The sequence below is a fragment of the Exiguobacterium sp. s145 genome (genome assembly GCF_018618835.1).
Taxonomy (GTDB): Bacteria; Bacillota; Bacilli; order Exiguobacteriales; family Exiguobacteriaceae; genus Exiguobacterium_A; species Exiguobacterium_A artemiae.
Map to the genome: position 1 here is coordinate 1 of NZ_JACSMV010000006.1, position 12353 is coordinate 12353.

The window sequence follows — 12353 nt, forward strand, 5'->3', positions numbered from 1 at the left end:
TTTTGTGTGGTAACTCTATTCTACACGAGGCCGTTATGGGTTTTTTTTGTGTTTTCAGCTAGGTGTTGCACTTAATATTACAATTCGTCGTGTCTATAAAAAACATGCATTCGCTCGCTTTTCTAGGGCGGAACGCGAACCGCGGATTTCTTTCAGATCTCCGGGTCTCGCCTGTTCCTGACGGAAGCGTTGCTTCCTTCTCTCTTAGAAGTCGAGCGATGAATTTTTTTCTAGCACCTGTTATCACGCGTTTCACGCGACTTCTGCAGGAAAAAGCGCAAGGCTGCGCTGTCAGATCTTGTTTGAGGAAACCACATGAGACGCTTCAACGTTGGATTAAGAAATCTCGTTATTAATGTGCAATAGGTTTTATCATATAGGAAATAATGTTAATGTTAAATTTGAAAAAAGAGGAAGTAATTTGGATAATAACAAATATCATAAAAAACTTGTTATCGTTCGATTAGTAGCGACGTCACTGATACTTCTGTCTTTAACATTACCGCACTTTGAATTAATGGAGCATAGCACAACTCCATTCGTTATCCTTATAACACTTTTTTTGTTTTACGTTATTGAAAATAAATATGAAGAAAAGCGTAAATGAATAAGTTTGTACAGAATTTTTTTGTTAAAAATAGTTCATTTATGAATGTTGAAAATATTTTGAGGTATCAAATTTATTTTCCCTCTTTATTTTATTTGGACTAAATATAAAATAATACTTCAAAGAGCGAGCAAAAAGTGGCTCTTCTCGATTAAGAGAAAAACCACTATTTTGTCTTCAGTCTGACGATTCCAACATATATCGGAATCTAATTGAGCACTTAATTTTCAACTTCAAGAATAGCTTCGATTTCTGCCTCGACTTCTTTATTCACCATCTGCGAACGTTTTTTTCTTAATTCAAGATCCATTTCCTGATCAATGAACTCGTTCGTATGCTTATCAAAGCAGCTGTAGCAGATCGGGTAAAAGTCTTTTTCTTCTGTCTTCAACGAATTAAATTCCCACGTGTTCAGTTCCAAATAACTGACTTGGTTCTTCGTTTCTTTTCCGCATATTTCACACGTCATTTTTTAGTGCTCCCTTCTTTATACATCAATCTTTGTTTTTGCTGCTTGACGGTCCTTGATCCGTTTTAAACGCCCGTGATATTTCATAATGTTTGCTTGTGACTGTTTCGCCTCTTCGGTCGTCGGTTGCAGGTTCTCAATATCCCAGTATTTCACGACGACATCTAATACTTGGTCAAAGTACTGGAGGGGTCCGTAATTTGTATCAATCGCAATCGTCTTCATACGCTCGGTAAAGTCCGGCATGATCGCACCCGGCATCGAGAAATTGATGATGACATCTTCAAAGAACACGATAAAGTTCGGATCGAGCTCAAGGTGCGCTTTTACCGTATCGCGATAGAACGCATAGTGAAGGGCTTCATCTTTTGCCAAGCGGCGGAGCAGTGTCGCCAGGTCTTTATCGTGTGCTCCGGCTACTCGCGCTACGTTGTTATAGAAAACGAGTGTCGCAAGCTCCTGGAGCGACGTATACGCCATCGTCGCCAATGGATTCGTAAAGTCCGGGAACCAGCCGCTTTCCACGACGCGTCTTCTTAACTGATGCAACCGTGTCGGATTGACGTTTCGTGTTACGAGTAAATACGTTTCCAGTAAGCTCGAGTGCTGGTCTTCTTCCGCCGTCCATGTGCGGACGAAATCATTGATGACTTCCATCGAGTTTTTAAACGTATAATCCAAGTGCGATGTATACCAAGGTAAGTTGACTTCTGTCAGCAAGGCCGTTTCCACGGCAACGATGACACCTTCCGGAAGCGTAACTTGGCTCTCTTCCCAAGGAACCCGTTTAAACGACATCGCCTTGTCCCATGGAATGAATTCGTGATAACTCCAGTCAATGTTGGCTGAGCGCTCCTTATGTAGTCGATACAACTCTTTAATGCGTGGTTCTAAACGTATATCTAAATCTGAATTTAACATGATCATTTCTCCTTTAGATGTTTTTTGAACCTTCATCCGTTCAAATGTAGTTAAGCCTTCTAATGATTGCGCTTAAACTTATTTATAACTATAACATTTTAATGACCAGGTAGTAAAAGAAAGGTCCTGTAAATTTGATTTTTTTAACGGTTAGAACTAAGTCGGCTCATTGTGATCGATCGAAACCGGCATTTTGCATTTTGGAATGAACTCATCTTTTATTACTGCATCCATCATGAATAAAAAAAACCTCCTATTCGTATGAATAGGAGGCGTCGGCTGTACAGTGAATGTACAACACACTTTAAATCATCAACCCGAAATTACTTCTTGAGGTTGTAGAATGATTTGATTCCGTCGTAGACAGCAACATCTGAAAGCATGTCTTCGATGCGGAGAAGTTGGTTGTATTTCGCGATACGGTCTGTACGTGAAAGTGAACCAGTTTTGATTTGACCAGCGTTTGTCGCAACAGCGATGTCAGCGATTGTTGAATCTTCTGTTTCACCAGAACGGTGAGAAACAACTGCTGTGTAACCAGCTTTTTTCGCCATTTCGATTGCGTCGAATGTTTCAGTCAACGTACCGATTTGGTTAACTTTGATGAGGATCGAGTTCGCGATGCCTTTTTCGATACCTTCAGCGAGTTTCTCTGTGTTTGTTACGAACAAGTCATCACCAACGAGTTGGACTTTGTGTCCGATACGATCTGTAAGAAGTTTGTGGCCATCCCAGTCGTTTTCGTCACAGCCATCTTCGATTGAGATGATTGGGTATTTGTCAACAAGTTGTGCATAGAATTCAACAAGCTCTTCTGTTGTAAGGACTTTGCCTTCGCCAGCGAGGTTGTATTTTCCAGCTGCTTTATCGTAGAACTCAGAAGAAGCGACGTCCATTGCAAGGTAAACATCTTCGCCTGCTTTGTAGCCAGCTTTTTCGATTGCTTCAAGGATAACTGTGATTGCTTCTTCGTTTGATTTCAAGTTTGGAGCGAATCCACCCTCGTCACCAACTGCTGTGTTAAGACCCATTCCGCTAAGAACTGATTTCAACGCGTGGAAGATTTCAGCACCCATACGAAGAGCTTCTTTGAATGTTGGAGCTCCAACAGGCATGATCATGAACTCTTGGAAATCAACGTTGTTGTCAGCGTGTGATCCACCGTTGATGATGTTCATCATTGGAGTTGGCAATGTTTTCGCGTTGAATCCACCGAGGTACGTGTAAAGTGGAAGACCAAGCTCATCTGCAGCAGCACGTGCAGCAGCCATTGAGATACCAAGAATTGCATTGGCGCCGAAGTTCCCTTTGTTTTTCGTACCGTCGAGGTCGATCATCTTTTTGTCGATTCCTGCTTGGTCGAAAACATCGTAACCGATGATTTCAGGTGCTAATTTTTCGTTGACGTTGTCAACTGCTTTTAAGACACCTTTACCGAGGTAACGTGATTTGTCGCCATCGCGAAGCTCAACTGCTTCGTGCTCACCAGTTGATGCGCCTGATGGGACGAGTGCGCGACCAAAGCCGCCGTCTTCTGTATATACTTCTACTTCTACTGTTGGGTTACCGCGTGAGTCAAGAATCTCGCGTGCATAAATCTCTGTAATCATTGACATTTAAATTCGCTCCTTTTTGTTTGAGAAAGATTAGTTTGTAGTAAGGCAGTAACAGGTCTGTCAATCGACGGGATTATTTCTTCAATACGATCGATTTCCCCGTCATTTCTGCCGGTTGATCTGCTCCGAGTAAATCGAGAACAGTTGGTGCCAAGTCTGCCAATACGCCAGTCAATGGCTCAAGGAGTTCGACGTCCTCGACCGTGACGATACATGGAACAGGTTCTGTCGTGTGCGCCGTCATCTTGCTACCATCGGCATTGAGGACTTTGTCCGCATTCCCGTGGTCGGCTGTGATGATGGCTGCGCCACCCTTGCTGAGAATCAAATCAACGACTTGTCCCAGACATTTATCTACCGCTTCGATCGCCTTCTTCGTCGGCTCGAGCATACCCGAGTGACCGACCATATCGGGATTGGCGAAGTTGAGGATGATCGCGTCATGTTTGTCCGAGTTGATTGCGTCAACGAGCGCTTCTGTGACTTCAAAAACACTCATTTCCGGTTTCAAGTCGTATGTCGCGACTTTTGGAGACGGGATCAGAATCCGATCTTCTCCTTCGTACGGCTCTTCACGTTGACCGTTAAAGAAAAACGTGACGTGCGGGTACTTTTCAGTTTCCGCAATCCGCAATTGTTTAAGGCCTTGTTTCGATAACGTTTCACCGAGCGTATTTTTGATGTCTTCCGGTGGGAAGACGATGTCCGTATCAATCGCATCCGAGTACTTCGTCATGGAGACGAGCAGCAGGTTCTTCGGTGCGTTGTCCGGCAATTCAAAACCATTGAAGCCTGTTTTTTCTTTATACGTCTTGGCGAGCTGAATCGCACGGTCCGGACGATAGTTGAAGAACATGATCGCATCATTATCGTGGATCGGTGCTACTGGAGTACCGTCTTCCTGCACGACTACCGTTGGTTCAATGAACTCATCTGTCACGTCTGTTTTGTACGAAGCTTCGACCATCGCGATTGGGTCTTTTGTTGTCGGACCGTCTGCGAACGTGATGACGTCATAAACTTTCTTGACGCGTTCCCAGCGGTTGTCGCGGTCCATCGCATAATAACGACCAGAGACACTTGCGAATTGACCGACGTTTAACTCGTCCATCTTCGCTTGTGCATCACGAAGGAAGCCGGCTCCTGATTGTGGATCACAATCGCGGCCATCCGTGAAGGCATGGAGATAGACTTTTTCGATTTCGTGAAGTTTGGCGAATTCAAGCACCGCATACAAGTGGTTGATGTGACTGTGGATTCCACCGTCAGAGACCAGACCGAAGATATGAAGGGCTGAACCGTATTTCTTCACGTGACCTGCCGCATCGTTCATCGCTTGACGCGAGAAGAACGAGCGATCCTTAATGGCATTGTTGATTCGGGATAGCGATTGGTAGACGACGCGACCTGCACCGATGTTCAAATGACCCACTTCTGAGTTCCCCATTTGACCTTCAGGCAAACCGACGTATTCTCCTTGCGCATTCAACAACGTATGCGGGTACTGTTCCCAGTACCGGTCGAAGTTCGGTTTGTTTGCTGCCGTGACAGCATTTCCGAACTCCTCGTCACGCATACCGAAACCATCAAGGATGATCAGTGCGACTGGACGTTTTTTCATTTAAATCGCCTCCAACAGTTTGAGGAACGATCCTGTCTCAAGACTTGCGCCACCAACTAAAGCACCGTCGATGTCAGGCTGAGCCATATATTCTTTGATGTTGTCCGGTTTAACACTGCCGCCGTACTGGATGCGGACTGCTTCTGCAGCTTCCGTACCGAATTCAGCTGCGATGACATCGCGAACGAATTTACAAGAATCTTGTGCATCTTGTTCTGTTGCTGATTTTCCTGTTCCGATTGCCCAGACAGGCTCATATGCGACAACAAGGTTTTTGACTTGATCGACTGTTAAGCCTTTCAAGCTGTTCGTTGTTTGTTCACGGATAACTGATTCGAATTTTCCGCCTTCGCGTTCTTCGAGTGTTTCACCGACACAAACGATTGGCACGATGCCATGCTCGAATGCTTTTTTCGTTTTGCTGTTGATGAACGCATCCGTTTCTCCGAAATACTCACGACGTTCTGAGTGACCGAGGACGACGTATGTTACGCCAAGTTCTTTGAGCATCACTGGGCTGATTTCACCTGTGAATGCGCCGCTCTCTTGGTCATACATGTTTTGAGCGCCGATTTTCAGGTCCGTTCCAGCTGTCGCTTCTGTCAAGTGTGCAAGGAATACAGACGGTGCACAGACAGCCGCGTCGACTTTCGAAGAAGCGGGTACAGTTCCTTTGACTTCCTCAGCGAATGCCACAGCATCCTTGAGGGTAAGATTCATTTTCCAGTTACCTGCGATAATTGGTTTACGCATTGAAAACACTCCCTTGTGAACTTTAGATTACTTGTCGTTAAGCGCTTCGACACCTGGAAGAGCTTTACCTTCCATGAACTCGAGGCTTGCGCCGCCACCTGTAGAAATGTGACTCATTTTATCTGCAAGACCGAATTTCTCAGCCGCTGCAGCAGAATCTCCACCACCGATGATCGAGTATGCATCACTGTCCGCTAATGCTTGAGCGACACCTTTTGTTCCGTTTGCATATTTATCAAGTTCGAACACACCCATTGGTCCGTTCCAGACAACGAGTTTCGAAGACTTGATTGCTTCTGCATACAGTTCGATTGTTTTCGGACCGATATCGAGTGACATGTGATCCGCTGGGATGCTGTCGATGTCGCGTGGTCCGACATATGTTTCTTCGCCGAATTCCTTCGTGATGACACAGTCAACCGGCATCAAGAACTTCACGCCTTTGTCTTCTGCTTTTTTCATGAATTCCTTCGCCTGTTCGATTTTGTCGACTTCAAGAAGTGACGTACCGACTTCATAACCTTGAGCTTTGAGGAATGTATAAGATAATCCTCCGCCGATGATCAACGTGTCGACGATATCAAGCAAGTGATCGATGACGCCGATTTTGTCCGCGACTTTCGAACCACCGATGATCGCTGTAAACGGACGATCCGGGTTTGAGAGAGCTTTACCGAGAACCTGAAGTTCTTTTTCGATCAACAATCCTGCTACAGCTGTCTCGACATGGTGTGCGATTCCTTCTGTAGAAGCGTGCGCACGGTGCGCTGCACCAAATGCGTCGTTGACGAAAACGTCTGCAAGTTTCGCAAAACCTTCTGCGAGTTCAGGATCGTTTTTCGTTTCGCCTGGGTAGAAACGAACATTTTCAAGAACGATGACATCGCCTTCTTCAAGCTTGCTGACCGCTTCTTCAGCGACCGGACCGTATGCTTCTTCAACGAGCTTGATGTCTTTACCAAGCAGTTCGCTGAGGCGTGCTACGACTGGTGCAAGTGAGAACTCAGGGTTTTTCTCGCCTTTTGGACGTCCCATATGGCTTGCGAGGATGACTTTCGCTCCACCGTCAACCAAGTGTTTGATTGTCGGAAGGGCAGCACGGATCCGTGTGTCATCTGTGATCTTGCCGTCTTCTAGCGGTACGTTGAAGTCCACACGTGTAAACACGCGTTTTCCTTTTACATCGATATCGCGAATTGATTTCTTATTCATACATTCGTCCTCCGTCTCATACGTATAGTGAGGGGCTCATGCGCCCCTCCAGACTTTTTTCCGCAATAAGAGCGGAGACTGGTATCGTTTCCGCTCTTATTCAATTGCTATTTAATTGCTCGAATTACTTAGCGATTTCTGCGAAGTGTTTGAGTGTACGAACGAGTTGGCTAGTGTAAGACATTTCGTTGTCATACCAAGCAACTGTTTTAACGAGTTGTTTGTCGCCGACTGTAACGACTTTCGTTTGTGTTGCATCGAAGAGTGATCCGTAAGAGATACCAACGATGTCAGAAGAAACGATTTCGTCTTCAGTGTAACCGTAAGATTCGTTAGCAGCTGCTTTCATTGCTGCGTTAACTTCTTCAACTGTTACTTTCTTCTCGAGAACTGTTGTGAGCTCAGTGAGTGAACCTGTAGCAACTGGTACACGTTGTGCTGCACCGTCAAGTTTACCTTGAAGTTCTGGAAGAACAAGACCGATTGCTTTAGCAGCACCAGTTGAGTTAGGAACGATGTTAGCTGCCGCTGCACGTGCACGACGGAAGTCACCTTTAGGGTGTGGAGCGTCGAGTGTGTTTTGGTCGCCAGTGTAAGCGTGGATCGTTGTCATGAGACCTTGAACGATTCCGTACTGATCTTGAAGAACTTTAGCCATAGGCGCGAGACAGTTCGTAGTACATGAAGCACCAGAGATAACTGTTTCAGTTCCGTCAAGAATTTCGTGGTTCGTGTTGAAGACAACTGTTTTCATGTCGCCAGTAGCAGGTGCTGAGATAACGACTTTCTTAGCTCCAGCTTTCAAGTGAAGCTCAGCTTTTTCTTTGTCTGTGAAGAAACCAGTACATTCGAGAACGATGTCAACACCGAGCTCGCCCCATGGGAGTTCTTCTGGGTTGCGGTTAGCAAGTGTTTTGATTTCTTTACCGTTGACGAGGAAGTAACCGTCGTGTACTTCAACTTCTCCGTCGAAACGACCTTGAGTCGTATCATATTTCAAGAGGTGTGCAAGCATTTTAGTGTCTGTAAGGTCATTGATTGCGACTACTTCGATTCCGTCAAACTGAAGAATTTGACGAAGTGCCAAACGTCCGATACGTCCAAATCCATTAATACCAACTTTTACTGCCATGATAATTTTCCTCCTTTTAATGTAAAGCGAGTTATCTATTATTCAAAAGGGGGCTACCCTTTCAAAATCGTTGTTGCTGCCCCTTCATCCGTAATCAGGATGATGTCCGGGGACTGTTTGACATACGCGTTGATGGCTTCCGCTTTGGAATGTCCTCCGGCGACGACGATGACGTGTTCGACTTGTTTTAAGTCGTCCAGTTGAAGACCAACCGTCTTCACCCGATGCACGATCTTTCCGTCCCGATCGAAGTAATACCCAAATGCTTCTGCTACCGCATGTTCTTGTTCAAGCTGTTCCAGTAACTCGGCTGAAGCGCGACGACGTTTTGCCATCGTTTTTGCCTCACCAATTCCATGTACCACGATTGAGGCATCTTTAATCATTTGTAACACATTTTTAATGCTTGGCTCTTCCACCATCTTCACAAACGTTTCCTTGCTGACCATGTCTGGAATGTGCAATAAGTGATAATCACTTTGTGCACGGGATGCCATCCGTGAACAGACCGTATTCGCTTGTAATTCAAGGGTTTCACCTAAGCCCCCACGTGCCGGCACGAATGTCATCGGACGGTTTTCCTTATCAGGCGACATCATCGCCGCGACGGAAGCCATCGTCGTACCTCCTGTGACTGCAATCGTGTTGTGTACAGATGAAGAAAGTTCTCGTTTCAAACGTGCGACCGTCGCACGTCCCATATCGCGTTGCACCCAGAAGGTTTGATCCGAATCTCCTGGTACGATGACGACATCCCGGACGCCCAGTTTTTCCTTTAAGGCTTTCGCCATATCAGAAATTCCGGCCAGTTCTGCCATCACGCTGTGCATACTTCGTAAGACGATCCGCCCTTCATCTGTCAAAGACATTCCTTGTGTCGCCACTTCGAGCAATCCTTGCTCTTTCAGGAAGTCCACTTCCCGACGTAACACCCGTTCCGTCAAGCCAAGGCTTGTCGCCAGTGTCCGTCGACCAATCGGCTGCATGAGCCGGACATAATGAAGTATGTCGTAACGTGTCTGCATTTCTTCGATCAGATCAGGCACGATTCGTTTTTGGATCTGTACTAACTGCCGAATCATGTATTCCCGCTCCTCTCAAGTTGCTGGACACTTTACGTCCCGCGTGTCATATCTTGTCCCACTTGGTACATCCTTATCATAACAGCCCTCGTACAAGGATTCAAGCCTCGCCCTTTAACTTTTTTCAAGTAAGCGGTTTCTTATCGTCTCTGTCTCAAATTTGCCATAACTCCAAATTTCAGACTGATGCATGACGACAGGAATTTCATATAAAAACCGGAGACTGAGCGCAGCATCTTCTTCAATGTTCACTTCTTCGAATGTCCAATCCGGAAATTCATCGAGCACGAAATCAAGTAAGAAGGCGGCTTCCTCACATAGCGTACATCCGGGACGTGAATACAGTGTTAAGGTCGTGTGTTCTTTTGATGGCATCATTCATTCGCCTCTCGTCGTTTCGTCATGTCGGACCGGGTCAAGTACAGACCCGCCCGATACTTCGCGACTGTCCGTCTTGCGACCCGGATGCCTTCCAGGTCGAGACGGTTGACGATCTGTTGATCCGACAGCGGCGAGGTCGCTTCCTGAATCAATTGTGCGATTCGGGCTTTGATTAAAAAGCTCGATGTGCCGCTTTGCGTCTTCGAGATGAAAAAATTTTCAAGCTCGAGCGTTCCATGGATCGTCCGAATCGTTTTGTGGACGATTGCCCGACCAACCGTCGACGGATGGTATCCCGTTTGTTCGGCGACCTCTTTTTTCGTCAACGGTTCTAAATGGAGTTCCCCTTTGAACCAACGGATTTGCCGTTCCACGATGACATCGAGGATTGCACGCAACGTGTTACGCCGTCGTTCATAAGCGCTGAGAAACGGTTTTGCTTCCGCGAGATCCGTCCAGGACGCATCAATCGGCAAGGAAGACCACTGGATTTGCACCTGATCGTCCGACCAACTGATATCGGCTTCCGGTATCGTCATGGTGGTGGATACTGGTAAGACCGGTGTCTTCGGCAACCGTTCCATCTTTTGCTTCATCTGTCGCCGCTCTGTTTCATCATCCAGTACGGCTTTTAACGGCTGTCCGTCCGACAGTGCAGTAAGCAAATCCATCAAACGGTCATCTTCGAGCTCGATGGCATGCAACAAGCGACACTCCGCTTCCGAGCGTGCCGCAATTCCGGTAGGTTCACATTGCTGGAGCAGTTGTCGTGCTTGCCTGATCATCGGCTCCTCACTATCAAGCAAGACCGCTAATCGTTCGTCTGTCGTTCTGAGTAATCCATCCGCGTCTAAGTACATGATGAGTTGTTCCGCCATATATCTTATTTCCTGTCTGACCGATTCTAAACGTATTTGCTGAAGAAGTTCCGCTTCAAACGAATCAATCCGGTCTGCAACCTGCTCTAAATCCGGCGGAATCATTTTTCTTCCATTATGTTCGCTGCGTCCGGCACGACGGATGATCCGGTACAGCCGCTCCTCGAGTTCCGCCTGCGTTTCTTCCAAAACCGTCAATTGATACAACTGGGCTGCCGACATCACAAGACGTTGCGCTTGTTCCTGTCTCTGTTCCATCCGCTCACCTCCCGTTTCCTCGTTTAATTTGATTCCACTTTCATTATATAGGAAGGATACGTCTTCCATCGTCTCTTACGTTTTGACAAAAAATCAACAAACTCGCAAATCTAGTATTGCTTTTCTGAAAAAATGTCGGTATACTATTAATTGTTCAGTACAAACATGCACCCGTAGCTCAGGGGATAGAGCACTGGTTTCCGGTACCAGGTGTCGGGAGTTCAAATCTCTCCGGGTGTACCATACTTGAATCTTCAGGCAATGCCGTTATCGGTGTTGCCTTTTTTCTATATTGATATGTTTAAGAGGAACTGTTTCAGGAAAAATACATTAAACCTACAGCGTATCTTTTGACCAATATTGACCAAAGGATTATGATAAGGACAAGTCGAATATGTGCTACATACCAACCATAAGGAGGCAAAGACTATGTTAATTCCAACAGTCATCGAACAAACCAACCGCGGGGAACGTGCTTACGATATCTATTCACGTTTGCTCAAAGACCGAATCATCCTTCTCGGGAGCGCGATTGACGACAACGTCGCCAACTCAGTCGTTGCCCAGTTACTTTTCCTAGCAGCAGAAGATCCAGATAAAGAAATCTCGCTTTACATCAACAGCCCGGGTGGCTCAATCACAGCAGGTATGGCGATTTACGATACAATGAACTTCATCAAACCACAAGTTTCAACGATTTGTATCGGAATGGCTGCTTCAATGGGTGCATTCTTGCTCCAAGCCGGCGCTAAAGGAAAACGTTTTGCTCTTCCTAACGCTGAAATCATGATTCACCAACCACTCGGTGGTACACAAGGTCAAGCATCGGACATCAAAATCCATGCGGAACGCATCATCAAAATGCGTGAGCACCTCAACAAAATCATGGCTGAAAACACAGGACAACCACTTGAAGTCATCGAGCGTGATACAGAGCGCGATAACTTCATGTCTGCTCAAGCAGCAGCTGACTACGGTTTAATCGACCGCGTCATGGAACGTGCTTAATCTTCACCTGACCGTCTTCGCAATTTGCGAGGACGGTTTTTTTGTGTGTACAAAAAAAGACCACTGTCCTTTGCGTCACTCTTCTCAGAACAGACGCGGACAGAGGTCCTATTTTTTAGTCGATCAAATCTGTGATATCAGACACGATATCGTGGTTTTCGCGAATCAATGTGTAGATTCCGTTCGCATGTGGTGAAAGTTCTTCTTCCGCCTGCAATTGCTTCAGGAACAACGATGTCGCAAAGGCGACGAGCGTACTTTTTGGTACACCGATCGTTTTCGCTTTTTTCGTAAGCACTTCATCAAACTTCGCATCAACTGTCAGCGAAATACGTTTTTTCTCATTAGCCATTTCAAAAACTCCTTAATTCGAACATTTAGTTGCATCGACTATATATTATAGTAGACTATGGTT

At 46.0% G+C, this 12353-nt stretch carries 12 protein-coding genes and 1 tRNA gene; 2 read left to right on the plus strand and 11 right to left on the minus strand.

The window, feature by feature from the left end; genetic code table 11:
• Positions 1–827 precede the first annotated feature (827 nt).
• From KNQ07_RS07110 to KNQ07_RS07155, 10 genes are all read right to left on the minus strand, one after another.
• Complete coding sequence (locus tag KNQ07_RS07110) at positions 828–1076, minus strand: hypothetical protein (protein ID WP_214765746.1); 249 nt, start codon at positions 1074–1076, stop codon at positions 828–830.
• A gap of 18 nt (positions 1077–1094) precedes the next feature.
• The gene (locus tag KNQ07_RS07115) at positions 1095–1997 is read right to left on the minus strand and encodes an acyl-ACP desaturase (protein ID WP_214765749.1); all 903 of its coding nucleotides are present in this window, start codon (positions 1995–1997) and stop codon (positions 1095–1097) included.
• 323 nt (positions 1998–2320) lie between these two features.
• On the minus strand, positions 2321–3613 hold the full coding sequence (eno, locus tag KNQ07_RS07120) for a phosphopyruvate hydratase (RefSeq protein ID WP_214765752.1): 1293 nt from the start codon (positions 3611–3613) through the stop codon (positions 2321–2323).
• Positions 3614–3686: 73 nt separating this feature from the next.
• A complete protein-coding gene (gene gpmI / locus KNQ07_RS07125) occupies positions 3687–5234 on the minus strand; it encodes a 2,3-bisphosphoglycerate-independent phosphoglycerate mutase (protein ID WP_214765755.1) in 1548 nt (515 codons plus the stop codon).
• Positions 5235–5987 carry a triose-phosphate isomerase gene (gene tpiA, locus KNQ07_RS07130; RefSeq protein WP_026827585.1) on the minus strand — a complete coding sequence of 251 codons (753 nt, stop codon included), beginning with the start codon at positions 5985–5987 and terminating at the stop codon, positions 5235–5237.
• A gap of 27 nt (positions 5988–6014) precedes the next feature.
• Positions 6015–7199, minus strand: a complete 1185-nt coding sequence (locus KNQ07_RS07135; protein WP_214765758.1) for a phosphoglycerate kinase — start codon at positions 7197–7199, stop codon at positions 6015–6017.
• A 124-nt stretch (positions 7200–7323) separates the two neighbouring features.
• Positions 7324–8331, minus strand: coding sequence for a type I glyceraldehyde-3-phosphate dehydrogenase (gap, locus tag KNQ07_RS07140; RefSeq protein WP_214765761.1), 1008 nt, complete (start codon positions 8329–8331; stop codon positions 7324–7326).
• Positions 8332–8384: 53 nt separating this feature from the next.
• Positions 8385–9410: a sugar-binding transcriptional regulator gene (locus KNQ07_RS07145; RefSeq protein WP_041262016.1), complete on the minus strand. Its 1026-nt coding sequence runs from the start codon at positions 9408–9410 to the stop codon at positions 8385–8387.
• Between the two features lie 117 nt (positions 9411–9527).
• Positions 9528–9791 (minus strand): glutaredoxin family protein, encoded by a 264-nt coding sequence (locus tag KNQ07_RS07150; RefSeq protein WP_012371265.1) that lies wholly within the window; start codon positions 9789–9791, stop codon positions 9528–9530.
• Positions 9788–10930: an RNA polymerase factor sigma-54 gene (locus KNQ07_RS07155; protein WP_214765764.1), complete on the minus strand. Its 1143-nt coding sequence runs from the start codon at positions 10928–10930 to the stop codon at positions 9788–9790. The genes KNQ07_RS07150 and KNQ07_RS07155 overlap by 4 nt, the downstream gene beginning before the upstream one ends.
• A gap of 167 nt (positions 10931–11097) precedes the next feature.
• Between KNQ07_RS07155 and KNQ07_RS07160 the strand changes: the two genes are divergently transcribed.
• Together KNQ07_RS07160 and clpP are read left to right on the plus strand one after the other, a co-directional pair.
• Positions 11098–11173, plus strand: a tRNA-Arg gene (locus KNQ07_RS07160).
• A 153-nt stretch (positions 11174–11326) separates the two neighbouring features.
• Complete coding sequence (clpP, locus tag KNQ07_RS07165; protein ID WP_255412930.1) at positions 11327–11938, plus strand: ATP-dependent Clp endopeptidase proteolytic subunit ClpP; 612 nt, start codon at positions 11327–11329, stop codon at positions 11936–11938.
• A 115-nt stretch (positions 11939–12053) separates the two neighbouring features.
• Here clpP and KNQ07_RS07170 read toward each other — a convergent pair whose 3' ends face one another.
• Complete coding sequence (locus tag KNQ07_RS07170) at positions 12054–12290, minus strand: hypothetical protein (RefSeq protein ID WP_012371268.1); 237 nt, start codon at positions 12288–12290, stop codon at positions 12054–12056.
• Positions 12291–12353: the final 63 nt, after the last annotated feature.

Coding starts and splice junctions, on each gene's coding strand:
- KNQ07_RS07110 (WP_214765746.1), bottom strand. CDS start 1,076: ATGACGTGTGAAATATGCGGAAAAGAAACGAAGAACCAAGTCAGTTAT.
- KNQ07_RS07115 (WP_214765749.1), bottom strand. CDS start 1,997: ATGTTAAATTCAGATTTAGATATACGTTTAGAACCACGCATTAAAGAG.
- eno (WP_214765752.1), bottom strand. CDS start 3,613: ATGTCAATGATTACAGAGATTTATGCACGCGAGATTCTTGACTCACGC.
- gpmI (WP_214765755.1), bottom strand. CDS start 5,234: ATGAAAAAACGTCCAGTCGCACTGATCATCCTTGATGGTTTCGGTATG.
- tpiA (WP_026827585.1), bottom strand. CDS start 5,987: ATGCGTAAACCAATTATCGCAGGTAACTGGAAAATGAATCTTACCCTC.
- KNQ07_RS07135 (WP_214765758.1), bottom strand. CDS start 7,199: ATGAATAAGAAATCAATTCGCGATATCGATGTAAAAGGAAAACGCGTG.
- gap (WP_214765761.1), bottom strand. CDS start 8,331: ATGGCAGTAAAAGTTGGTATTAATGGATTTGGACGTATCGGACGTTTG.
- KNQ07_RS07150 (WP_012371265.1), bottom strand. CDS start 9,791: ATGATGCCATCAAAAGAACACACGACCTTAACACTGTATTCACGTCCC.
- KNQ07_RS07155 (WP_214765764.1), bottom strand. CDS start 10,930: ATGGAACAGAGACAGGAACAAGCGCAACGTCTTGTGATGTCGGCAGCC.
- KNQ07_RS07170 (WP_012371268.1), bottom strand. CDS start 12,290: ATGGCTAATGAGAAAAAACGTATTTCGCTGACAGTTGATGCGAAGTTT.